The sequence below is a fragment of the Cryobacterium sp. TMS1-20-1 genome (assembly GCF_004402355.1).
GTDB lineage: Bacteria > Actinomycetota > Actinomycetes > Actinomycetales > Microbacteriaceae > Cryobacterium > Cryobacterium levicorallinum.
On record NZ_SOGF01000052.1, the window covers coordinates 71,913 to 94,260 of the forward strand.

Annotated in this window: 17 protein-coding genes and 2 pseudogenes; 8 read left to right on the forward strand and 11 right to left on the reverse strand. The window is 65.7% G+C overall.

All coding sequences use genetic code 11. The features are described from left to right. Window positions 1-32 precede the first annotated feature (32 nt). Window positions 33-1,460: a cell wall metabolism sensor histidine kinase WalK gene (locus tag E3O45_RS11620; RefSeq protein ID WP_134443538.1), complete on the forward strand. Its 1,428-nt coding sequence runs from the start codon at window positions 33-35 to the stop codon at window positions 1,458-1,460. Between the two features lie 7 nt (window positions 1,461-1,467). Here E3O45_RS11620 and E3O45_RS11625 read toward each other — a convergent pair whose 3' ends face one another. Continuing rightward, window positions 1,468-2,379 (reverse strand): DUF1524 domain-containing protein, encoded by a 912-nt coding sequence (locus E3O45_RS11625; protein WP_134443539.1) that lies wholly within the window; start codon window positions 2,377-2,379, stop codon window positions 1,468-1,470. Window positions 2,380-2,540: 161 nt separating this feature from the next. Between E3O45_RS11625 and E3O45_RS11630 the strand changes: the two genes are divergently transcribed. Continuing rightward, complete coding sequence (locus E3O45_RS11630) at window positions 2,541-3,245, forward strand: hypothetical protein (RefSeq protein ID WP_134443540.1); 705 nt, start codon at window positions 2,541-2,543, stop codon at window positions 3,243-3,245. Here E3O45_RS11630 and E3O45_RS11635 read toward each other — a convergent pair. Continuing rightward, window positions 3,242-3,451 (reverse strand): hypothetical protein, encoded by a 210-nt coding sequence (locus E3O45_RS11635; protein ID WP_104133285.1) that lies wholly within the window; start codon window positions 3,449-3,451, stop codon window positions 3,242-3,244. The genes E3O45_RS11630 and E3O45_RS11635 overlap by 4 nt on opposite strands. Before the next feature lie 257 nt (window positions 3,452-3,708). On the opposite strand from E3O45_RS11635, the gene E3O45_RS11640 reads away from it, so the two are divergent. After that, window positions 3,709-4,614: a nuclease-related domain-containing protein gene (locus tag E3O45_RS11640; protein WP_134443541.1), complete on the forward strand. Its 906-nt coding sequence runs from the start codon at window positions 3,709-3,711 to the stop codon at window positions 4,612-4,614. Between the two features lie 273 nt (window positions 4,615-4,887). Here E3O45_RS11640 and E3O45_RS11645 read toward each other — a convergent pair whose 3' ends face one another. Both E3O45_RS11645 and E3O45_RS11650 read right to left on the reverse strand, forming a co-directional pair. Further along, a complete protein-coding gene (locus E3O45_RS11645) occupies window positions 4,888-5,550 on the reverse strand; it encodes a hypothetical protein (protein WP_134443542.1) in 663 nt (220 codons plus the stop codon). A 48-nt stretch (window positions 5,551-5,598) separates the two neighbouring features. Further along, window positions 5,599-6,078, reverse strand: a complete 480-nt coding sequence (locus E3O45_RS11650) for a 2'-5' RNA ligase family protein (RefSeq protein ID WP_134443543.1) — start codon at window positions 6,076-6,078, stop codon at window positions 5,599-5,601. A 247-nt stretch (window positions 6,079-6,325) separates the two neighbouring features. On the opposite strand from E3O45_RS11650, the gene E3O45_RS11655 reads away from it, so the two are divergent. After that, window positions 6,326-7,990 (forward strand): alkaline phosphatase D family protein, encoded by a 1,665-nt coding sequence (locus tag E3O45_RS11655; RefSeq protein WP_134443544.1) that lies wholly within the window; start codon window positions 6,326-6,328, stop codon window positions 7,988-7,990. 13 nt (window positions 7,991-8,003) lie between these two features. Here E3O45_RS11655 and E3O45_RS11660 read toward each other — a convergent pair whose 3' ends face one another. Beyond that, window positions 8,004-8,657 (reverse strand): hypothetical protein, encoded by a 654-nt coding sequence (locus E3O45_RS11660; protein WP_134443545.1) that lies wholly within the window; start codon window positions 8,655-8,657, stop codon window positions 8,004-8,006. A 735-nt stretch (window positions 8,658-9,392) separates the two neighbouring features. On the opposite strand from E3O45_RS11660, the gene E3O45_RS11665 reads away from it, so the two are divergent. Further along, window positions 9,393-11,183, forward strand: coding sequence for an L-lactate permease (locus E3O45_RS11665; RefSeq protein WP_134443546.1), 1,791 nt, complete (start codon window positions 9,393-9,395; stop codon window positions 11,181-11,183). Window positions 11,184-11,344: 161 nt separating this feature from the next. Here E3O45_RS11665 and E3O45_RS11670 read toward each other — a convergent pair. The 4 genes and pseudogenes from E3O45_RS11670 to E3O45_RS11685 form a co-directional block, all read right to left on the reverse strand. Then, window positions 11,345-14,207, reverse strand: a pseudogene (locus tag E3O45_RS11670) (FAD-binding and (Fe-S)-binding domain-containing protein). Between the two features lie 77 nt (window positions 14,208-14,284). Continuing rightward, window positions 14,285-16,075, reverse strand: a complete 1,791-nt coding sequence (gcl, locus tag E3O45_RS11675) for a glyoxylate carboligase (protein WP_134443547.1) — start codon at window positions 16,073-16,075, stop codon at window positions 14,285-14,287. A 31-nt stretch (window positions 16,076-16,106) separates the two neighbouring features. Continuing rightward, window positions 16,107-16,991: a 2-hydroxy-3-oxopropionate reductase gene (locus tag E3O45_RS11680; protein ID WP_134443548.1), complete on the reverse strand. Its 885-nt coding sequence runs from the start codon at window positions 16,989-16,991 to the stop codon at window positions 16,107-16,109. A gap of 44 nt (window positions 16,992-17,035) precedes the next feature. Then, on the reverse strand, window positions 17,036-17,824 hold the full coding sequence (locus E3O45_RS11685; protein WP_134443549.1) for a hydroxypyruvate isomerase family protein: 789 nt from the start codon (window positions 17,822-17,824) through the stop codon (window positions 17,036-17,038). 195 nt (window positions 17,825-18,019) lie between these two features. On the opposite strand from E3O45_RS11685, the gene E3O45_RS11690 reads away from it, so the two are divergent. Continuing rightward, the gene (locus E3O45_RS11690) at window positions 18,020-18,781 is read left to right on the forward strand and encodes an IclR family transcriptional regulator (RefSeq protein WP_134443550.1); all 762 of its coding nucleotides are present in this window, start codon (window positions 18,020-18,022) and stop codon (window positions 18,779-18,781) included. Window positions 18,782-18,954: 173 nt separating this feature from the next. On the opposite strand, the gene E3O45_RS11695 is transcribed toward E3O45_RS11690, so the two are convergent. Then, window positions 18,955-19,920 (reverse strand): transcriptional regulator, encoded by a 966-nt coding sequence (locus E3O45_RS11695; RefSeq protein WP_174843084.1) that lies wholly within the window; start codon window positions 19,918-19,920, stop codon window positions 18,955-18,957. A gap of 191 nt (window positions 19,921-20,111) precedes the next feature. Between E3O45_RS11695 and E3O45_RS11700 the strand changes: the two are divergent. Beyond that, window positions 20,112-20,876, forward strand: a pseudogene (locus tag E3O45_RS11700) (NAD(P)/FAD-dependent oxidoreductase); the annotation flags it as partial. A 113-nt stretch (window positions 20,877-20,989) separates the two neighbouring features. On the opposite strand, the gene E3O45_RS11705 reads toward E3O45_RS11700, so the two are convergent. Then, window positions 20,990-21,967 carry an NAD(P)H-quinone oxidoreductase gene (locus tag E3O45_RS11705; protein ID WP_134443551.1) on the reverse strand — a complete coding sequence of 326 codons (978 nt, stop codon included), beginning with the start codon at window positions 21,965-21,967 and terminating at the stop codon, window positions 20,990-20,992. Window positions 21,968-22,122: 155 nt separating this feature from the next. Between E3O45_RS11705 and E3O45_RS11710 the strand changes: the two genes are divergently transcribed. Further along, a complete protein-coding gene (locus tag E3O45_RS11710) occupies window positions 22,123-22,338 on the forward strand; it encodes a hypothetical protein (protein ID WP_134443552.1) in 216 nt (71 codons plus the stop codon). The last annotated feature ends 10 nt before the right edge of the window (window positions 22,339-22,348 follow it).

Genomic DNA, 22,348 nt, shown 5'->3' on the forward strand with positions numbered 1-22,348 from the left:
TTATCTCCCGCTCCCATTAGAAAGCACCCCTCATGCGGACCACGTCCCTACGATTGCGAGTCGTCGCCGCTGTTCTGGCGATGCTCACAATTGTGCTGGTCACGGTCGGTATTCTGATCAACGTCGTGCTCGGCGGCCAGCTGCGGGCCGACCTGCAGCAGCGCCTGATCGACCGGGCCGGCTACGCGCAGATTCTGGCCGAGGAAGGTCTGGCGGCGCAGAGCCTGGCCAACCGGCTGACCGGCGATGACGTCACCGTGACCTACTCGGTCGGCGGCGACACCGTCTATGGCCGCACCGATCCCACTCCCCGCGGCGACCGCGGCCCTGGCGCTCCGCCGCACGCCGAGACCGTGCCCGGCGCCGTCGTCACCCAGAGTGGTGACCGTCTCTCGGTCACCCAGACCGTGGCCGGCGGAACCCTCACCCTCAGCTCGAGTGAGGCCGGCATCGACGCGGCCCTGGCCCAGCTGCGCACGATCGAGGTCGTCGCCGGTGCGCTCACGATTGTCGTCACCGGGCTGCTACTGACCGGTGTGGTCGGGGTGGCGCTGCGACCACTGACCCGCATGACCGAGCTCGCGCTCGCCATCACCCAGGGCGGGCGCGGTGGCCGGCTGCGCCCGAGTAATCCGCGCAGCGAGATCGGGCGCACCGCCGGCGCCTTCGACGACATGCTGCAGGCGCTCGAAACCGCCGAAAACACCTCTCGCCAGGCCGCGGCCGATGCGCAGGCCGCAGAAATCACGGCCCGTGATGCCGCGCAGGTCGCGGCTGCCGCCGAGGAACGGATGCGCCGGCTTCTCGCCGATGTCTCGCACGAACTGCGCACCCCGGTGGCCGGCCTGCAGGCCAGCGCTGAAACGCTGCTGCGCGACAATCCGGCCCGCGCTGAGCGCGAGAGCCTCACGGTCGGCATGATTCAGCAGACCCAGCGGGCTGCCCGACTGGTCGATGACCTGCTGCTGATGACCCGGCTGGACCAGGGCGATGAGGGCGCGGCCTTCGAACCGGTCGACCTGTCCGCGCTCACCCGCGACGTCGTTGCCGAGCAGCGGATGCTCGGGGCCAGCCGCGAATTCGACCTAGCGGTCGCGGCCGAGGTTTGGGTGAGCGGTGACGCCCAGCGCCTGGCGCAGATCGTGACCAACCTGCTCGGGAACGCGCGCACTGCGACCGCGCCGGGTGGCAGTATCCGCACCAGCCTGGCAATCGTTGATGGCACCGCCCGGCTGGAGGTTAACGACTCCGGCGCCGGCGTTCCCGCGCCAGACCGCGAGCGCATCTTCGAACGGTTCGTGCGCCTCGACCCGTCACGGGCCAGCAATCGCGGCGGATCCGGCCTCGGCCTGTCGATCGCCCGGGCCCTCGCCCGTGCGCACGGCGGTACGCTCGAGTGCCTCGAACCGGTCGCGACGGGTGCGCGCTTCGCCTTGACGCTGCCCCTGGCACGCGCCTAGCCCGAGACTATTCGCAGCCGGTTCCGTCACCGTCGCGGTCGAGGTGGCTGCCATAGCCGGGTTCGCCGGAGTGCACCCGCGCCGCGCCGGCCTCCCGAGCTGCGGTGCAGTTCTGAAAATAAACCTCGACCGGCGTGACGACTGCAGGCTCACCGGTACTCGCGAGCTCGTCGGGGCAATCCGAGAGGATGCGCGTCATCGCGTCGCGCTCGGCCGCGGTCACCCACAGCGCGTAGGTCGCCTTCACCGAGATCTGCCGGGCGACGTAGGTGCACCGGTAGCTTTTCAGCGGCGGCAGCCAGGTGGCCGCGTCGCCGTCTCCCTTGCGCGAATTGGTCACGCCGTCGACGGCGAGCAGATTGAGCGGATCGTTCGCCAACGCCACCCGCTGCTCCTGCGACAGTTGCTGAGCCCCGGTCTGCCAAGCATTCGACAGGGCAACGAGGTGGTCGATCTGCACGAGCGAGGAGGTCGCCTGGCCCCGCACAAAATCGATGGTCAGGCCCGTGAACGGCCCGACCAGGGTGCCGCTCTGCACCTCGCAGCCGCCCGCAATGACGAGCACGGTCAGGTCGCGGGCTAGGACGTCGTTGCGGGTGTCGCATCCGTTCTGGTCGACGTCTTGCCAGGCCGATCCGAAGCTTTCCGTGCGGTCATAGCCGGTTTTCGGCGCGCGACCCTTTACCGGCAGGGTTGCGAGCACGGCGAGGGCTGCGGAGTCGGACGTGGGCGCTGGCTGTGCGGTGGCCGGTTCCGCAGTGGCATGCGTTGATGGCGTCGCACTTGCGGAACTTCCGGTGTCGGCCAGATCCGGTGAAACGGATGTCCCCGCGAGCGACGTTCCCACCAGAATCGCCGCGAGGGCGGCCACGATCACCGCCGTGATCACGAAAGTCTTCTTCGGGCGGCGGACGGCCATGGTGCTCCTTCTGGCCGCAAAGGCACGACCCCTCGAATATACGGCGTGCGCTGCGGCCGTCGGGTCAGGCCGCGGCATCCGCTTGATGAAAAGACACCCATTCTGGGGGTCTTCTTTCGGGGGCCGCACTGGCAGGATATAGAACCCGGCGAGGAGCACTCATGACTCACATACTCTCCACGCGGCGGCGTCTCGCGACGCCCCCGGAATTGCCCGAATCGAATCGCACCGGAGCGCTTCGATCAACACCCGGCCTGGCCTGGCTGCTCGATCGCGCCCCGCGCGGACCCGAACCGACGCCCACCGACCTGGCGCTGGCGCGAGCCCGCAGCGAGCTGGCCGTCGACACCTTTCTGGAGACGCTGCCCGAACATTGGGCGGCATTCACCTCGCCTGCCCTGACCGGCGACGGCCCAAGCGCGGCGCGGCTCATCGTCGGCCCCGGCGGCGTTTTTGCGCTGCACGCGCAGCTCTGCGACGGGCGGATCGCCTGGGTGTATCGCCAGACCGTGCACGTCGCGGGGCGTCGGGCCCCCGACCTGGCCACCGCCGAGGCTGGCGCGCAACGACTCACCACGCTGCTGCGCGGGCGGGTACCGCTGCGCACCGCGGTGCAGCCCGTCGTTGTCGTGCTCGGCGCCCGCGCGCTCTGGGCCCCGGGCCAAACTGGGCAGAGTTGGGCGGCGCCGGGTCGTCCTGCTCCGGTGGCGGTTCTCGGGGCGCGCGCTCTGGGCGACTGGCTGGCTTCCCGGCCGCAGGTGCTGCGTCCGATCGAACGCATGGAACTGGCCGCCGCCATCGACAACCCGCTGACCTGGGGCATCCGTCCGTCTATCCTGCCGCGGCCCGGTACCGTGCGGAATTAGCGCTTTTTGGGCCCGTTCCCCTTCGCGGAGAGCAGGCGCGCCCGCACCGAGAACGCGCCGCCGATCACGAGCGAAACGACGGCCGCCGGCAAAATGAAGTCGACGAACTGATTGCCCGAAATCAGGTTGCCCACCAGCAGCAGCACGGCCAGCCCGCTGAAACCGAGGCCCGCGATGGCGCAAACGTTGAAAGTCAGGTGTTTCACGGGGCAAATCCAATCGGTGGGGTGACTGTCAGGCTAGCCGACCTTGGCCTATTTAGTGGGGGAGGCGCCGGTCGGGGCCGTACCCCTATATTGACAAGCGGATGCTCCGCGCCAGCCTCGCGCGCCACTTCCTCAACCGGTCTGAGAATTACTCCGATTTGCTAACCAATGTCGCGCGCCGGCCGACTGTTATCCCTGAACGGGGACTCCGCGGCAACAGAATGGTTTCGGGCGAAAGCCCGAGGTGAGGCGAGAACGTGATCAACGCAACGCTGGGCAATGGTGTGCACGCCGGCGACAGCGAGCCGGCGCCAGTGGTTTTGGCGGCGCCAGCCGTGTCGATGCTGCCCGGTTCTGACCCGTCACCGGCCACCGGGCGGTTCGCCGGGCAATCCCTCGTGGAAGAATTGTTGCGGCAACAGGAGGATCGCGCTCCGCGTTCCCGGCTGGCCAGCACCCTCGGTCTCTCCCCGCTCGATGCCAATGGCCTGGCCTGGTTGCGCGCGGCGCAGGCCGAGATGGTGGTGGGCGACATTCTCGCCCGGCTGCCAGAGGGCTACAGCGTCTTCCACTCGCTGCCCATTCGCAATACGGCGTTCTGGGTGGATCACCTCGTCGTCGGGCCCGGCGGAATTTTCGCGCTGAGTTCCAAAACCCGCTGGGATCACGACCTGACCGGGTCGGTGCGCACGATTCCGATCGGTGATCACACCATGCCCTACCTGCGCGATGCGCGGTTCGAGTCGACTCAGATCACGGCACTGCTGGCCGGGGCAATGCCGGCAACGGCCGTGGTTCAGCCGATGATCGTGCTGGTCAACCCGCACAAAATTCGGCTCAATCGCAAGCCCGACGTCGTGACCGTCATCGATTCGCCCAGGCTGCGCCGGTGGCTGGTGGGGCGCCCGCGGCAATTTAGCGCGGAGCAGCAGGCGACCCTGACCGCGGTCATTGACGACCCGACCACGTGGCACACGCCGGTGCGAACGAGCGCGCCGGACCACCTGCACGCACGCTTCACCGCGCTCGAACAGGAGGTTTCGGCGGCCGGCATCCGGCGCACTACGTTCACGGTTCTCGCCGCCGCCTTGGGCGCCAGCCTGCTGGCGATCGTGACGCTGCCCGTCATCGTCTCCGTCGTCGAGTACCTCGCCGCCCCCTAACCCGAATGCCGCGCGCCGTCCGCGGCTGGCCCTGCTGGCGCCGCGGACGGCATAACTCCTGCAAATTGTGGTCGGCCGCAAGCGGATGCGCCGAATTCCGCCCAACTTTTCTGCCGCTCCTCCAAATTGCAGAAGTTGTGACCTAAGGCAGGGTGCGCTGGTGGCTAGATCAGCAAATCGGGACCACCGGCAGCCTGGTGTCCGGTGTTTTCGGGCCACCGCCTGCTTGATCGACCCAGAGATCCTGATTTAGCCACCATGACGGCGCAAGATTTAGGCGAGGCGCTCGAGAACGGTGCCCTCGCGCATCCGTTCGACGCGCACGACGTGGTCACGCAGGTCGCGCACGCCGCGCGGGATCGCGAGTTCGGCGACATCCTGCCCCTTGGTCGCGGCGTGCGACCGGGTCGGATGCGGATAGTCCGCGATCGACCGAAAGGTGTCGCGCCCGCGCGGCTCTTTGCTGTGGCGCTGAGCGAAGCCGGAGTTGATCGCGCTCAGCTCCATCTCGTCTTCGTGCGCCGCGACCAGGCTCTTGGTGCTCAGGGTGATCACGGTGTGGGCATCATCCCCATACGACCGGGCCTGCAGAAGTTCCTGCAGAAAGCGTGGCTGCAGGTGAAAGAACACCCGGTCGTTCAGCGCGGCGTACCACTCGGCGAGCGTCATATCGTCGAGGGCATCCTCCAGCGACGGCTCGTGAATCGCCTTTTGATGACGGATGACCGCGGTCCCGAATTCCGCATGCTCGAGCACGCGTGACTCACCGCGCCGCTTGCCCAGAATTGCCACCTGCGGCGCGCCCTGTTTGACTCCCCAGCGGGTCACGAGCGCGGCCGGACTGAGCAGCCCGTGGCGCTCGATGGCTGGCCAACTGCCATCGGCCGCCACGTGGTAGAGCTCGGGGTACAGACGGATCAGATCGCGGGACAGCACAGTTCGAGAGTACTCGCCGCCCGTGCCGCCTCGGGTCGTCCGACTAGTTCAGTCAGCCAGGGCCAATGTCGCGAGCACCGTGCGTCCGCTCGCTGCCGCGCGCGGCGCCATGTCCACGAGCGCGATCTGGGCCAGCACGAGCTCATCGCCCGCGTGCACGCGCCGATGCTGCTTGACCGTGACGTGCGCCCGAAACTCCGGTCCTGAGAAGGCCAGCTCGTTCGGGGCTGTGGCCAACGGGAGCAGCGCTTCGACCAGCCGGTCGTGCAGTCTCGTCAGCGAAGCGTTGTCGTCAATGAGTGTCACCGGAATATCGTGTCGGCGGCCAAACAGGGCGTCCGGCCCGACGGACACCGTCAGCGCCGGGAACCCGGCCATCGTCGCGGCAATGATCTGCGCAATCGCGCTGGGCGCAGCATCCGTTTTGAAGGGAGCGAGCACGGTAATGTGCAGCGGCCAACTCTCGACGGTGAAGCTCTCGCCGGTCTGCAGCGGCGTCAGCGGCAGAACGACAACGAGGCGGGGCATGCGCCGAGTCTAGACGGCGCCGGACTGCCCGACCTGCTGTGCAGCACAGCGGAGAATTTCGTCAGAATCGACTTAAGATGCCAGCTGTCGGCACTGAGGCCAATATTCTCCGCAGCCGTGCAGGCCCCATGTACAACCGCCGCGACGCCCCACGAATCCGCGTATCACCGGCCCCGACGAGTCGGCAATATCGCGCGACCCGCCGCAGGGCGTAGCCGACCCGCTCCTGGAGCGGTACAACTGAATCATGACGAGTTCACCTCTGATTCTGGGACCGATGATGCGCTACGTCGATAATGTCTCGGCGAGCATCTGGTTCGAGACTCGGGATGCCGGTCGGATCGTGGTCACCGCGGCTGGTCGTTCCTGGGCGGCGCGTACCTTCGCCGTGCATGCACACCACTACGCCCTCGTGCACGTCGACGGCCTGCACCCCAATACGACTCTGCCGTACACGGTGGAGTTCGACGGACGTCCGGTCTGGCCCGATTCGAAGTCCTCGTTTCCGGCGGCGGTCATCGCGACGCTCGGCGGCGGGCATCCGCTTCGGATGTCGTTTGGATCCTGCCGCACCAGTGTTCCCCATGACGAGGACGGCAACCGAACGCACGGCGTTGACGCTCTGCGGGCCTGTGCTCTGCGCCTTGCCTCGCCCGACAACGACGTGCCGCGCCCAGATCTGATCCTCTTTCTGGGCGATCAGGTTTATGCCGACCTGACCACCGAGGAGATGCAAAAGTTCATCAGGGCGCGGCGTGATATCACGAAGCCTCCCGGCAAAGAGCTGGCCGATTATGAGGAATACGCGCACCTCTATCGCCTGGCCTGGTCGGACGAAGCCAACCGCTGGCTGCTCTCCACAGTGCCGACCGCGATGATTTTCGACGACCACGACATTCGCGACGACTGGAATACCTCGCAGAGCTGGAAGCGCCAGATGGAGGCGACGTCGTGGTGGCGGGGCAGGATCATCGCGGGGCTGGCCTCCTACTGGGTGTATCAGCATCTCGGCAATATGTCACCCGCCGAACGAGCCGACGATGACATCTGGCGCCTGATCGCTGCCCACGATGGCCCGGATGAACTCGACCTGAGCGTCGCGCTCGACGCATTTGCCGAACGGTGTGACCAGCAGCCCACCAGCTACCGATGGAGTTATTGCCGAGACATCAGCGATGTTCGGCTGATCGTGGTGGACTCCCGCGCAGCCCGCGAACTCGACCCGGCCCGGCGGGCGCTTCTGGACGAAGACGAGATCGCCTGGCTCGATGAGCGGATGCGAGGCGGCTTCCGCCACCTTTTGATCGGCACCTCGCTGCCGTTTCTGCTTCCGCCCGGCCTCCACCACCTGGAATCCTGGGACGAAGCCATTTCCGAAGGAGCCTGGGGCAAGCCGGCCGCGCGGGTCGGCGAACGGCTGCGTCAGCTGGTCGACCTGGAGCATTGGGGCGCCTTCCAGCGCAGCTTCCGCGAGGTGGCACGGATGGCCACCGAGGTGGCCGACGGCCAACGCGGGATGGCGCCCGATACGGTGACGTTTCTATCGGGCGATGTGCACTACTCCACCGTCTCCGAGGTCGGGCGAACCTCGGGGAGCCGCATCGTGCAGGCCGTCTGCTCGCCGATTCGTAATCCGCTCCCCATGGCCATGCGATCGTTCTCCGCCGTACTCGCCTACGGCATCGCCACGCGACTGAGTGCCCGGCTGGCTCGTTCCGCTGGAGTCGCGTCGCCGCCGTTCCGCTGGGCGGGTATCAAGGGGCCCTGGTTCGACAACTGTCTGGCGAGCCTCGACGACACCTCCGCCGGCCTCACCATTCGGTGGGAGAAGGGAGTCATCCGGGCCGGCGACCATTGGCATCCGCTGGTGGAGAACGTGGCAACAATCGTCCTGGAACCCCGGATGCAGTGAGACGGCCCGCGTCTTAGTCCGGCGATACCCCGACTGTCAGGAGCAACTGGGGCTGGGACTGCTCGACCCAAGTACCCAATACCGTGGCGGCATCCGTTGCGAGGGCCCTCGCAGATGTGCCGTCGAGTACCCGCACGACGGTCACGCGCAGGGCGCCTGCCGTTGCGATCGTGGTGCCCGCTGTCGAGACGGTGTCGATGGTCGGAGCACGCTCCGGAACGGGGGTTCCGGGGGTGCCGCTGCCGCGCACGGTAGCGGTCGGTGCGACCGGAATGAGTTCACCGTTCCCTTGCGTGAATTGGTCGGCCTGCTGCCCGCCGGTCAGGGCTGCGGCAGCGACCGCCGCCAGATAGACCGGGTCGCCGGTGGCGTCGTAGACCCAGCGGTCACCGAGCACGGAGTGGGACATGGTGCCGACGAGCTCATTCTCGCCGCCCTCGAGTGGCGCGCCGCGATAGGTCAGCGGAATCTGCAGCAGCGGCCCGGTACCAAAGCGCACCAGGATGGTTTCGATACCGACCCCTCCATCAGGATCGTCGAAGCGGAAGGATGCGACGCGCTCCACCTCGGCCCCAACGTCGCCCACAAACCACGTTTGCGTCGGAGCCCACGCGGCGATGAGCTCAGACTTGGAGGGCCGCAGGACGGCGTCGTAGAGAAGTGCCATAGCTTCGATCGTAGGGGTCGTGGCGCAACCCGCACCAGCTAAGCCCTTTTCTGGTGGCCTCCGAGAGCGCGTGCGCTCGAAAGCTGCTCGAGCGCGCGGCAGGCCAGCCGCGTGCGCTAGCAAATTTCGGCCGCGCAGATCCGGCCGCGTCTACAAGCGGATGCTGCGCGCGACCGCCCGCCGCGCCGCGGCCACCACGTTCTCCACGGTGGCCCAAACCAGCGCGAGCATGCCCACGACGAGGGCTAGCAAGAGTGCGGGCCCAGCTCAAGGGTGGCTGTGGGCGCCGGCGCTGCGAGATCCCCGGCAGCAAGGCTCAGCTGGGAATCATCAATTCCGCAGGCCGCCGACGAGGAACTCGGCGGGAGCCCGCCAGGGAACGTGTGCCGTGCCCGTGAACGGCGGCACCGCTCGTTCTGAAACGCGGCTCCGGCTGCGGTCGAATGCGCCCAGAACTCCCTGGGCGACGAATTATGGTCACGGAAAGCAACTTACACATCGATGACGACCTGGGGCACAAATCGACGAATTGGCCGCATCCACGGTCAGGTGCAGCAGGCGGTTGGACTCCATGCGTCCGGGCGCATTGGGAACATCGTGATGCGCTGGGGCGAATCGGTAGGAGTGGCGAAGCGAGCACATTCGTTGACCCCGAGAGCGGTTACGCCTACGATGATATCCACCACACAATAATAAAATTTCACCATGCGAAAATTGGTCAGAGAGGACCTAATCGTGGATAATCTTGCTGTGCTCAGCCTTCTGGCGTTGGCACCAATTCTTGTGGTGGGCGTACTGCTCGCCGGATTCCGGTGGCCTGCCAAATACGCCATGCCACTGGGCTATATCGCCGCGGTAATCGTGGCCCTCGCGGTGTGGAAGATGGACTTTCGGGGAGTCATCGCGGCCTCCCTCGAAGGTGTCATCACGGCCGCAACCCTGCTGTACATCGTGTTCGGGGCGCTTCTGCTGCTGTCAACGTTGACCGTCGGTGGAGCAATGGCCACCATCCGCGGCGGATTCAACAATATCTCGCCCGACCGGCGCATTCAGGCGGTCATCATCGGCTGGCTATTCGGAAGCTTCATCGAGGGAGCATCTGGCTTCGGCACGCCAGCCGCGGTCGTCGCCCCACTGCTGCTGGCGATGGGCTTTCCAGCGATGGCCGCCGTGATGGTGGGCCTCATTATCCAGAGCACACCGGTGAGCTTTGGAGCGGTGGGCACGCCGATCATCGTGGGTGTCGGCGGTGGGCTCGGCGGTGATCCGGCCGTCGCCGAGCGCATCTCCCTGCTGGGAGTGACGATGCCCGAGTTCGTAGCGTCGATCGGCTTTCAGGTGGCCTCGATCCACGCGATCGTTGGCCTGCTCATCCCGTTGATTCTGGTGTGCATGCTCACCGGGTTCTTCGGTCCAGAGCGGCGCTTCCGCGACGGACTGGCCATCTGGCCATTCGCGCTCTACGCCTCGGTCGCTATGACGATTCCCTCCGTGCTCGTGGCCCGCTTTCTCGGCCCGGAATTTCCCTCGTTGTTCGGCGGCCTCTTCGGACTGATCGTCGTGATGTTCACGTCAAGCAGGGGCTTCCTGATGCCGAAGAAAACCTTCGATTTCGGCCCACGAGCCAGTTGGAGCCCGCGTTGGATGGGCACAATAGAACCGGCGGAACCCGCCGCATCCGTTCGCCGCATCGGCATCGTGAGCGCCTGGTCACCCTACGTGCTGATGGCCGTATTGCTGGTCGGCAGCCGGGTAATTACACCGGTCACGGAATTCCTCACCGGTATCGCCATCCCGTTCAACAACATTCTCGGCACCGACATCTCCACCGCCGTGCAGCCGTTCTACTCGCCAGCCTTCCTGCTCATTCTGGCATCGCTGTTCGCGTATGGACTTCATCGCATGAATGGCCAACAGATTCGCGAGACGTGGAAGGTTTCGGGCAGGCAACTCGCTGGAACGGCCGTGGCCCTGCTTTTTGCCGTGCCGCTCGTGCGCGTGCTGATCCAGTCGGGGCCGGAGCTCAACGCATCCGGTCTCTCGAGCATGCCGGTGACGCTCGCTGAGGGCGCTGCCGCCATCTCGGGCAGCTCGTGGCCGTTCATCGCCCCATTTATCGGTGCGCTCGGAGCCTTCGTCGCCGGTTCCAACACGGTGTCCAACCTTACGTTCTCGCAGTTCCAGTTCTCCACGGGCAATGCCATCGGGGTGAACCCGGAGCAGGTGGTGGCTGCCCAGGCCGTCGGCGGCGCTGGCGGTAATCCGATCGCCATCCACAACATTGTGGCCGCGTCAGCCACGGTGGGGCTGCTCGGGCGCGAGGGCGACCTGCTGCGCAAGACAATTCTCGTCACGCTGTACTACTGCATCGCCGGGGGAGCGATCTCATTCATCTTTATCTACGGGCTCGGCTTCAACCTCGGCACGATCATGCTCGTGCTGCTGATGAGCACGCTCGGATTCATCGTGCGGTGGATGCTGCGCCAGAAGGCGGCCGTGCTGGCGCCCGAACCTGAGCGCGTCTAAGTCAGTCACGCGAGAGCGGGCGGCAGCGGAGACACCGTTGTCGCCCGCTTTGTCGTGCCAGGTGAAACAGACGACGGCTTGTGGACCCGCGCGCGGCAGACCCCAGCACACGAAAAACCGGAGTAGCTGCGTGCAGCTACTCCGGTTGTGCGCCCTGGAAGTTACGGTCGAGTGACCTCTTCGAGCAGTTCGAGCACGTGCCGGTACGGCTTGCCGGTGGCACGGGTCATGCCGAGCTCGCAGGTGCGATTGCACGAAGCGTGCGCCACGGCGTCCATGGCGAGCACGTCAGTGGCCTGAGCCTTCGTAGCCGATTTGGTGAGCTCCGGGTGCAGCATGCCGCGGTCGCCGGCAAAGGCACAGCAGCCCCAGTTCTCGGGTATCTCAACGTGCTCGGCCACGCTGGAAGCCACAGTCTGTAGGGCAGCGTTGGCGCCCATCCGTGTTGACGAGCACGTGGGGTGCAGCGCGAGTGACTCGATCTTCACATATTCGGGCAGGCCGGGCAGAATGCTCGTGGCGGCGAACTCGACCGCGTCTATGACCGTCAGCGGATGCTCGCTCCGGTCACCCTCGATGATGTGCCGCAGCCCCTCGGTGCACGAGGAAGCATCACAGATCACCGGCAGCTCGCCGTCGCGGGTCGCGGTGCGCAGGGCGGCCAGGGTCTTCGCCGCGATCGTGGCGAGTCCGCGGGTCATACCCTTGGAGGCCCACGGGGTACCGCAACAGAGCGCGTCGATGCCGTCGGGCACGAGTAGGGTCACGCCGGCGCGCTCGCAGAGCTGCTCGAAACTGTATTGCGTGCCGGGAGTTCCGGCAACGGCCGGACCGAACATCGTTTGCACGCAGGCGGGAAAGTAGACGGCAGCCGGCGCCTGGCGCGGGGCAGGGCGCATCCGCTCGGTGGCAACTACTGCATCAACCATGGTGATTCTCCTTCTGGGATTGACCGGAGTGGGCGTGGCGGGGTCGGCCCCCGCCGGGCAGGTCGGGCGAGTAGAGGGGCACGGTGTCGGTGCCGAGCACGGTGCGCGCGAGGCGGTTGGGGCCGAGTACGAGCGGCACCGGAACCGAGGCGATCGCCTTGAGAGCGAGCCCCGCGCCCCGAGTGACCGTGCCCCAGTTGTTGGCGGCCACATTCCACAGCGCGCTTTCCAGTGGATTCGCCTCGTCGTGGCGCAGCCTCTTCATGAGGTCGCCGGTGTTGATGTTGACCGGGCAGGCCGTTTGACACATGCCGTCGGCGGCGCAGGTCTGCACGGCGTCGTACTCGTAGTCTTTCTCCATCTCGGCCACGAGAGCGAGATTGCCGTCGAGCCTGGCCTGTTCGATTGCACGCAACGATACGATGCGCTGCCGCGGCGTGAGCGTCACGTTGCGGCTCGGGCACACCGGCTCGCACCAGCCGCACTCGGTGCAGCGGTCGACCTCTTTCGCCACGGCCGGGATGGCCTTGAGATCTTTCAAGTGGGCGTTCGGGTCGTCGTTGATGAGTACGCCGGGGTTGAGCATGCCAGCCGGGTCGAAGAGCACCTTGATGCGGCGCATCACGTCATAGAGCTCGTCGCCGAACTGGCGCTGCACATACGGCGCCATTACGCGCCCGGTGCCATGCTCGGCCTTGAGCGAACCGCCTTCGGCGAGCACGAGGTCGACGAGATCTTCGGTGAACCGGCTGAACCGCTCGAGACCCACGGCACTGCCGAAATCGTCGGTGAGCATGAAGTGCACGTTGCCGTCTTTGGCATGACCGAAAATCATAGAGTTCTCATACTCGTACTTGGCGAACAGCCGAATGAGCTCCATGCAGGTGCGGGCGAGCGCTGGCACCGGAACCACGATGTCTTCGAGCAGGGCGTTCGTGCCCTGCGGCCGGGTACCGCCCACAGCCGGAATAATCCCCTTGCGCAGGTACCACAGCTGGCCGCGGATGCCGGCATCGGTCGTAAAATCGGCTGGCAGGGTGAGACCGAGCGTGTTGACGGTCTGCATGCCGGTCGCGAGCATCTGCGCCAGTTTCTCTGGTGACTCGGCGTGGTACTCCACGAGCAGGGCGGCGTGCTGGTCCACCATGAGATCGACCACGATCGCGGGCGCCCCCGGCATCTTCTGCCCCACAATGAGCGAGAGCGCGTCCATGAGTTCCAGGGTGGCCGCACCGGTCGCTACCAAGGCGGGCAGAGCGGCGGTGGCTGCCTCGAGCCCGGGAAACACGAGCAGGGCGGTGGTGACGTGCGGCAGTTTGGGAACCGTCCGAAATATCGCCTCGGCCACGAATCCCAACGTGCCCTCGCTGCCCACGATCAGGTGCGCGAGCATGTCCACGGCACGGTCGAAGTCGAGCAGCGAGTTCACGCCGTAACCCATGGTGTTCTTCATGGAGAATTGCTGACGAATGGTGGCGACGGATGCCTCGTTATCGCGGGTGCGCCGCGCGAGTTCGAGCAGGCCGTTGTATAAAACCGGCTCGTGCTTCAGCAACTGCTCATCGGCATCCGCTGCCCCGGTGTCGATGACCGTGCCGCTTGGCAGCACCACGGTGACCGATTCGAGCGTCTGGTAGGTGTTGTCCACGGTGCCGCAGGCCATACCGGAGGAATTATTCGCCACGACGCCGCCGATGGTGGCGGCGGATTCGCTCGCCGGGTCGGGTCCGAACTTGCGCCCGTACTTGGCGAGGCGGGTGTTGAGCGCCCGCACCGTGACGCCCGGCTGCACGCGCACGCGCAGGCCGTCGTCGAGTACGTCGATGTTCTTGAAGTTCCGGCGCACGTCGACCAGCACACCGTCGGTGATGGCCTGGCCGCTCAGGCTGGTTCCGCCCGAGCGAAACGTGAGGTGCACGCCCTGCGCGGCGCCGGCGCGCAACAAGGCGCCGACCTCCGCGGCATCCGTGGCCACCACCACGGCCTGGGGAATAAGCAGAAAGTGTGAGGCATCGTGGGCGTTCGCGTGGAGGTCGAGTGCCCGAGTTTTCACCCGAGCCGGGTCGCCAACGGCGGCACGCAGCGCGCCGAACATCGCGGTGCCAGCCTCGGAGCTAACGGTTGTTGTACTCACAAAAACTCCCTTGTTTTCGACGTGCACGTGCAAACAGACTATTCGGTGGCGCTGACAATGATCGAGAGCGAGGTGGGCGCATCGGCCGCTGTCACGGCCAGGTCTTCGAACTCGGTTACGGCGTCGATCTCGGCGGCGGCCATCGAGATATTTGTGACCCGCTCGAGGATAATTTCGACGACAACGGGAACCCTGAACTCGACCATCCACGCCTGGGCCTGCGCGAACGCTGCCTGCAAATCGTCGGCTTCGCGCACCCGGATGGCCTTGCAGCCGAGGCCCTCGGCCACCTTGAGGTGGTCGACGCCATAGCCCTCAAGTTCGGGCGAATTGATGTTCTCGAACGCGAGCGACACCTGGTAATCCATATCGAAGCGGCGCTGCGCCTGACGGATCAGGCCGAGATAGGAATTGTTCACGACGACATGTATATACGGGATGTGGAACTGGGCACCCACCGCGAGTTCTTCGATCATGAACTGAAAGTCGTAGTCGCCGCTGAGCCCCACGACCGTTTTCGACGGGTCGGCCACGGCCACGCCGAGGGCGGCGGGAAGCGTCCAGCCGAGTGGCCCGGCCTGGCCGCAATTGATCCAGTGCCGCGGGTGGAAGACGTTCAGAAATTGTGCTCCCGCAATCTGCGACAGCCCGATCGTGGTCACGTAGCGGGTTTCGGTGCCGAATGCCCGATTCATCTCCTCATACACGCGCTGCGGTTTCATCGGCACGTTCTCGAAGTGCGTCTTGCGCTGAAGCGTGGCCTTGCGGTGCGCGCAGTCCTTAACCCAGCTCTCCCAATCGGGGAGGGCGTTGGCGGCCTTGCGTTCGCGTGCGAGCTCAACCAGACCGCGCAGTGCTGCACCGGCGTCGGAGACGATGCCAAAGTCCGGCGAGAAAATCCGCCCAATCTGGGTGGGTTCAATGTCGATGTGGACGAATGTGCGGCCCTTCGTGTATGTGTCGAGGCCGCCGGTGTGCCGGTTGGCCCAACGGTTACCGATGCCGAGTACGAAATCCGATTCGAGCATGGTTGCATTGCCGTAGCGGTGCGACGTCATCAGCCCCACCATGCCGGCCGCGAGCCGGTGGTCGTCGGGAATGCTGCCCCAGCCCATCAGCGTGGGAATCACCGGGATGTTCAGCACCTCGGCCAGCTCGACCAGCTCCGCCGAGGCGTCCGCGTTTATTACGCCGCCGCCGGCGATGATCACCGGGCGCTTCGCGAGCAGCAGCATGTCGAGCGCCTTTTCGAGCTGGGCAACGGATGCTGCGGGCTTGGCTACCGAAAGCGGCTCATAAGTGTCGATGTCGAATTCGATCTCGGTAAGTTGCACATCGATCGGCAGATCGATCAACACCGGGCCAGGGCGGCCGGAGCGCATCAGATAAAACGCCTTCTGGAAGACGCCGGGAACCTGCCCGGCCTCGAGCACTGTAACGGCCATCTTCGTGACGGGGGCCGCGATGGAGGCGATGTCGACGCCCTGAAAATCTTCCTTGTGCAGCTTGCTCACCGGAGCCTGGCCGGTGATACAGAGAATGGGCGTGGAATCGGCCCACGCGGAGTAGAGGCCGGTCAGCATATCGGTGCCGGCCGGTCCGGAGGTACCGATACACACGCCGATGTTTCCGGCCTTCGTGCGCGTGAATCCCTCGGCCATGTGCGAGGCACCCTCGACGTGGCGGGCGAGGATGTGGTCGATGCCGCCGTGGGCGCGCATGGCCGAGTAGAACGGGTTGATGGCAGCCCCCGGTACACCGAAGGTCTGGGTGGCCCCCTCCTTTTCGAGGATGGCGACGGCAACGTCTACTGCGCGCATTTTAGACATGTGATTCTCCTTGAATCTGAAAAGTTGGTGTTCAGGCGTGCGAGCGGCCGGACATCTGCTCGACCAACAGCAGCAATGCGGAGTGGTCGAGCGAGCCGTGGCCTTCGGCGCGCAGGGTGCCCATTAGCTGGGCCACCATCGAACCAAGCGGAATGGCGACGCCGGCCGCGCGGGCCGCTGCGGTGACTATGCCGAGGTCCTTGTGGTGCAGGTCGACCCGGAAACCTGGTTCGAACGTGCGCGCCACCATACCTGCGGCCTTGCGGTCCAGGATGCGATTGCCGGCCAGCCCGCCAGCCAGAACCTTGACGGATGCTTCGGTATCGACCGAGTGCGCCTCCAGAAACACGAGCGCCTCGGCGACGAGCTGGATGGTGCCGGCGACGATGAGCTGGTTGGCGGCCTTGACCGTTTGGCCGGATCCAGCCGGACCGACGTGGACCACGGTGCTGCCCATAGCGTCGAGTACGCCACGGATGGCCTCGACGTCGGCGACCTCCCCGCCGACCATGATCGACAGGGTGCCCTCGATTGCGCCGGCTTCGCCGCCGGAGACCGGGGCGTCGACGGGCTTGAGCCCGGCGTCCCTCGCGGCTCCGGCCAGGCGAACGGCAACGTCGGGCCGGATGGTGCTGGCGTCAATCCAGTAGGCGCCGGCCGGCGTATGGGCGAAGACACCGTCCGGGCCGCCGACGACGTCTTCGACATCGGGCGAGTCTGGCAGCATCGTGATCACGACGTTGGCATCCCGCACGGCGTCGGGGATACTCGCCGCGCCTCGACCGCCCGCGGCGACCAGCTCGTCAATTCGTGCCGAACTGCGGTTGAAACCGACGACGTTGTGGCCGGCCTTCACGAGATTGATTGCCATGGGCAAGCCCATTATTCCCAGGCCGATGACGGCGACATTATTCATTTTATTTGTCCTTTTCTCAAGGGTGTTGGAAGCGCAGCGGTCGGTTAGGCGGTTTCAAGCCAGGCAAACGGATTTGTTGCGACCGTCTTGTATTCCAGCCCGATGGGGCCGTCATAGCCGAGACCGTGACTGTGCGCGAGCCACTCGTGAATGGGTAGCGTGCCCGTTCCTGGTTCGCCGCGCCCGGGTGCGTCGGCAATCTGGATGTGTCCGAATCGGTGCGCGTGCTCGGAGATCACGGCCTCGACATCGTCGCCGTTGACGGCCAGGTGGTAAAAATCGGCGAGTAGTTTGATGTTCGTGTCGCCGCTCTGGATGCTCACCCGTTCGATCACGGCCAGCACGTCGGCCGCCGTGCGCAGGGGATACTTCGGTGCCCCGCTCACCGGCTCCAGCAACACGGTGCCACCGATCGGGGCGACGGATCGTGCGGCGAGGGAGAGATTTTCGATAGCGAGCTCATCTTGTTCCTCTGGGGCAACGCCGTCGATACGGTTTCCGTAGAGGGCGTTGAAGGACGTGCAGCCGAGGTGCCCGCCGATGCCAGCGGCGACGGCCAGATTGTCGCGAAACTCGTCGGATCGGGCTGGCCAGGACACCAGACCTCGATCCCCGGCCGGCATGTCGCCGGCCGCAAAGTTCAAACCGGTCAGTCGAACGTCGGCATCCGTGATTGCGTTCTCAAAGTCGGCAATCTGCGTTTCGGTGGGAACGGCGGCGGCAAAGGGCCACCAGAACTCGACCGCGTCGAATCCGGCGGCTTTGGCCGCGGCTGGGCGCTGGAGCAACGGCAGTTCGGTCAGCAGGATGGAGCAGTTTACGGTGTACAGCATGGGGCGTCCTTGCTCCTCGAATTGATGATTATGCGACTTGATTCCACCAAGTTTCGTATTGTGGAAGTTAGTTTCTGTTCTATGGAAAGACTACGGTCAGTGCGGCCCGGCGTCAACTTCTGTGTAATCTGGGTAACCTGGCGATATTTCCACAATGCGGATATCCGTTGCCACGTACGGCCTGGAGGCATAAAGATGGCAGAACGCACGGCTGGCAGCGGTGTGCAATCCGTGGAGCGGGTTTTTGAACTCCTCGAGCTGATCACGGCCGCTGGCGGGCAGGTGATGCTGAGCGAGCTCGCGGCCTCCACCGAGCTGCCCCTGCCGACCATTCATCGGCTGCTGCGCACGCTGGTGGCGAAGGGATACATTCGTCAGCTCGCCAATCGGCGTTACGCGCTGGGCCCAGGTCTCATTCGCCTCGGAACGGCAGCCAGTAAGCAGCTCGGCGCCCTGGCTGGGGCCCAACTCCAGGCCCTTGTCGACCAACTGGGGGAGACGGCGAACATGGCCGTTCTCGATGCCGACATGGCGCTTTACATCGCCCAGGCTCCATCCAAACACTCCATGCGCATGTTCACGGAGGTCGGCCGACGCGCGCATACTCATGCCACCGGAGTCGGCAAAGCGATTCTGGCGCAGCTGAGCGATGACGCCGTTCGCGCCATTGTGGCCAGGGCTGGCATGCCCACTCCCACGACGATGAGCATCGGCAGCGTGAACGATCTCCTGGCTGACCTGGCCCGAATCCGGGAACGCGGCTACTCCGTCGACGATGGTGAGCAGGAAATTGGTGTGCGCTGCTTCGCGATGGCGGTTCCGGATGCGCCGACGCCGACCGCCGTCAGCGTCTCCGGGCCGGTGTCCCGGGTCGATGATGCGTTTGCAGAACTCGCCATTCCCGCGCTGCGCGCCGCAGTGGAGTCCATTTCCCAGGACCTAAACCTGGTTGCCTAGATTTATTTGTGGGTCAGGGTTCGGACATGGGTCCTGAGTTGAGACAGCGTTGGTCACCTCCACAGAACTGACAGCCGAGTTCGCGGTCGATGCAGCTGAGGCGCGCGAGCGATGCCAGGCAGCCGGCATCGTCGATGCCAGCCAAGCTGCCAAGGGCCTGCACCGCCTCGCGATCATTGCTCCCCATCTCGGTCGCGCACCAGCTCGGCGTCTCCGCTTGCACGAACGGATGCTCCGACCGCGCTTGTGAGTTCGGCGCGCAGCGGTTCGATGGCCCCGGCGGTCGACCTCACCAACAGTGGGGCAGAGTGCGCCGCGAGGGCCGCGACAACCTGGCCCTCGCGCACGAGCCGCAGTACCCGCCCCACGTCGGACGAGCCTCGCAGCGTGGGGCCGAGGCGATACGGCGTGGACTCCAGTGCCTCGCCGAGCACGTGGCGAATACGGTGCATCTCGATGCGGATGGTGGCGGCTAAGCCTGTTTCCCCGTGAATGGCGTAGGCGAGTTCGTCGGCGCTCCAGCCGCGATCCCGTGAGTCGAGCAAGGCCAGAATCTCCGCGCGGCGCAGCGAGAGCGGCACTCGGCGTCCATCGCCGCCGACCGCCCCTGGGCTGTCACCGAGCAGAGCGAGCGATGCCACGGAGGTGAGCGCAGACGAGGCCACCGACAAGACCGCCGCTGAGCGCCCAGCAGTCATCAACTGCGACCCGCGCCCGAGTTCTCGTCGCGCCGCCCGCAACAACTCCTCGGCGAGCTGCACCCCGCACTTGACCATGCGCATGCTGTCGGCCGTAACCGTGTTGAGTGGCCCGGATACATTCAAGACGCCGATGACCGCGCCGCTGTCCGCGTCCCGAATCGGTGAAGCTGTGCACGCCCAGTCGTGGTGAGTGCGCACGAGGTGTTCGGCCGAGAATATCTGTGCGGCGCGCCCGCTCAGGACGACTTCGCTGATCGCGTTCGGTCCTACCCCGGCCTCGGACCAGTCAGCGCCCTCGACGAACTCGAGCCCGTCGGCCTGCCGCAACGCCGCGCGGCTGCCGACCCGCCACAGCACCTCTCCACTCGCGTCGGCGAGTACGAGCAGATGCTGCCCATTAGCGCTCTCATCAGAGAGAAGCTCGCTGAGGGCTGGCATCACGGCCTCTAGCGCATGGCCGCGGCGCAGCGCAACGACGTCGGCAACCTCGTGCAGATGCCGGGGCAGGTGCCGGTCGGGGTCGATGCCCGCGGCCAGCGAACGCTGCCAGGATTCCCAAACCTCGGTGCTGATCCCGAGCGGGGGCGAACCGGCCAGTCACCTCATGGGCCGCGCGCAGCATCCGTTCGTGTGCCGACCTCTGGAAGCACGGTGCCGACGTCACCATAGTGCAGCGCTCGTCGACGCACATCTCCCGCAGCGACTCGCTCATGGACCTTGCGCTCGGCGGCCTGCACTCCGAGCAGGTGCTGGCGAACGCGGTGACCACGGAAAAAGCCGACCTGCTTTTCGCGTCACTGCCCTACCGAATATTGCCGTCCGCGCAGATTCCGGTCTTCGCGCAGATGGCCGAGCGCGATGCCGACTTCTATGCCCAGCTCAGCGAAGTCGGGTTCGATTTGGATTTTGGAACGGATGGCTCGGGCCTGTTCCTGAAATACCTGCGCCGTGGGTCGGGCTACTACATCAATGTGGGGGCATCGCAGTTGCTCATTGACGGTCGCGTCGCTGTGAAATCGGACTAACTCGACCACATTACGCCCAAGTCCGTGGTGCTCGCGGACGGCACCGAGCTGGATGCTGACCTGATCGTGTATGCCACCGGGTATGGCTCCATGAACGGATGGCTAGCCGATCTGGTCTCGACAGAGGTTGCCGATCAGGTGGGCCGCTGCTGGGGTTACGGGTCCGATACGCCGAAGGATCCGGGGCCCGGGGAGGGTGAGCTGCGCAACATGTGGAAGCCCACAAACGTTCCTCAGCTGTGGATTCACGGCGGAAACCTGCACCAGAGTCGGCACTACTCGAACTACCCCGCGCTGCAGATCAAGGCGCGCATGGAGGGGCTCGACACTCCGGTGTACGAGCTGCAGGAGTTGCACTACATCCGCTGAACGGGCTGTGCCCGAAAGCTGCTCGCGCCCCCGGCAGGCCGGCTGCGCGAGCAGCTTTCGACCGCACGACTGATCCCAATAACGGATGCCGCCAGCCGGCCGGTAAGCGCAGGCTACGGCACCAGCACGATCTTGCCGACGTGAGTGGATGCTTCCAGCCGACGGTGCGCATCCGCTGCACTCGCAAACGAAAACCGGCCGTCGATCACCGGTCGGAACTCGCCCGATGCGATCCACGGCCAGACCGCCGACTCCAGGGAACGCAGAATGGCGACTTTTTCGGCCAGCGGCCGCGACCGCAAGGTGGTGCCCCAATAGCGGGCGCGCTTCTGCATGAGGCGAAACGGGTCGAACGTGGCCGGTTGGCCGCTCTGGTTGGCGAGCACCATGATGCGCCCGTTCACCGCGACCGCCTCAATATTGCGCGCCGCATAGGCACCGCCCATGATGTCGAGGATCACGTCGGCGCCGTGCCCGTCGGTGGCGGTGTTGATCTCGGCGACGAAATCCTGCTCGTGGTAGTTGATCAGAATCTGTGCGCCGAGGCTCGCGCACGCGGCGAGTTTCTCGGCGGATCCGGCCGTCACGGCCACACGGGCGTCCATGAGGCGGGCGAGCTGGATGGCGGTCGTGCCGATTCCGCTCCCGCCGCCGTGCACGAGCAGCGTCTCGCCGGGCGCGAGTTCAGCGCTCATGAACACGTTCGACCAGACCGTGGCGAGGGCTTCCGGCAGGGCCGCGGCGTCGATGAGGTCCATCGACAGTGGAACCAGCAGTGCCAGATCTTCGTGCACCACGGCTTCGGTGGCATACCCGCCGCCGGCGAGAAGCGCGCACACCCGGTCGCCGACGCCGAACCGGGTCACGTCCTCGCCCACCTCGATGACCAGACCAGACACCTCCAGCCCCGGCCACTGCGGCGCGTCGGCCGGCGAGGGGTAGTGGCCCTGCCGTTGCACGATATCCGCACGGTTCACACCTGCCGCAGCCACAGCCAAACGGATGTCGTGGGCCCCGACAACGAGATCGGGCACCGTCGTCAGGGTGAGAGCTTCAGGACCACCGGGAGAGTTCACGATAATTGCGCGCATGCTCGCAGCCTACGCGTGGGGTACGACACGACCAACGGCGCAGAGGTGTCGGGCGGGCATCCGCTTCACCGATGCTTCGCCCCTATCGGGACGGCAGAACTCGGCGCATCATGGAATTGCGGCTCACGACTCTGACCGCTGAACAGGAGATCCTCATGAGTGCGACCGTTCTGCCCCCCATTGACCGCTGGTGGCCGCACCTTGACATCGACTTCAAGCACGAGATCCTGGCGAACCTGGATGCCCCCTTGAGCACGGAGGCGTTGGCCGAAGTGGCCCGCTTGTGTGACGCGACTATCGAGCCAGGCCCGGCCGCCCTCTCCGATCGTGAGAAGGAATACATTCGCACCCAGATCGAAGTCGTCGACTGACGAAGACTCG

Bases quoted from the DNA above. Each gene is read 5' to 3' on its own strand.
- E3O45_RS11710 (WP_134443552.1), top strand. From the start codon at position 22,123: ATGAGTGCGACCGTTCTGCCCCCCATTGACCGCTGGTGGCCGCACCTT.
- E3O45_RS11690 (WP_134443550.1), top strand. From the start codon at position 18,020: ATGGCAGAACGCACGGCTGGCAGCGGTGTGCAATCCGTGGAGCGGGTT.
- E3O45_RS11620 (WP_134443538.1), top strand. From the start codon at position 33: ATGCGGACCACGTCCCTACGATTGCGAGTCGTCGCCGCTGTTCTGGCG.
- E3O45_RS11630 (WP_134443540.1), top strand. From the start codon at position 2,541: ATGACTCACATACTCTCCACGCGGCGGCGTCTCGCGACGCCCCCGGAA.
- E3O45_RS11660 (WP_134443545.1), bottom strand. From the start codon at position 8,657: ATGGCACTTCTCTACGACGCCGTCCTGCGGCCCTCCAAGTCTGAGCTC.
- E3O45_RS11680 (WP_134443548.1), bottom strand. From the start codon at position 16,991: ATGAATAATGTCGCCGTCATCGGCCTGGGAATAATGGGCTTGCCCATG.
- E3O45_RS11705 (WP_134443551.1), bottom strand. From the start codon at position 21,967: ATGCGCGCAATTATCGTGAACTCTCCCGGTGGTCCTGAAGCTCTCACC.
- E3O45_RS11685 (WP_134443549.1), bottom strand. From the start codon at position 17,824: ATGCTGTACACCGTAAACTGCTCCATCCTGCTGACCGAACTGCCGTTG.
- E3O45_RS11655 (WP_134443544.1), top strand. From the start codon at position 6,326: ATGACGAGTTCACCTCTGATTCTGGGACCGATGATGCGCTACGTCGAT.
- E3O45_RS11650 (WP_134443543.1), bottom strand. From the start codon at position 6,078: ATGCCCCGCCTCGTTGTCGTTCTGCCGCTGACGCCGCTGCAGACCGGC.
- E3O45_RS11625 (WP_134443539.1), bottom strand. From the start codon at position 2,379: ATGGCCGTCCGCCGCCCGAAGAAGACTTTCGTGATCACGGCGGTGATC.
- gcl (WP_134443547.1), bottom strand. From the start codon at position 16,075: ATGTCTAAAATGCGCGCAGTAGACGTTGCCGTCGCCATCCTCGAAAAG.
- E3O45_RS11695 (WP_174843084.1), bottom strand. From the start codon at position 19,920: ATGCCAGCCCTCAGCGAGCTTCTCTCTGATGAGAGCGCTAATGGGCAG.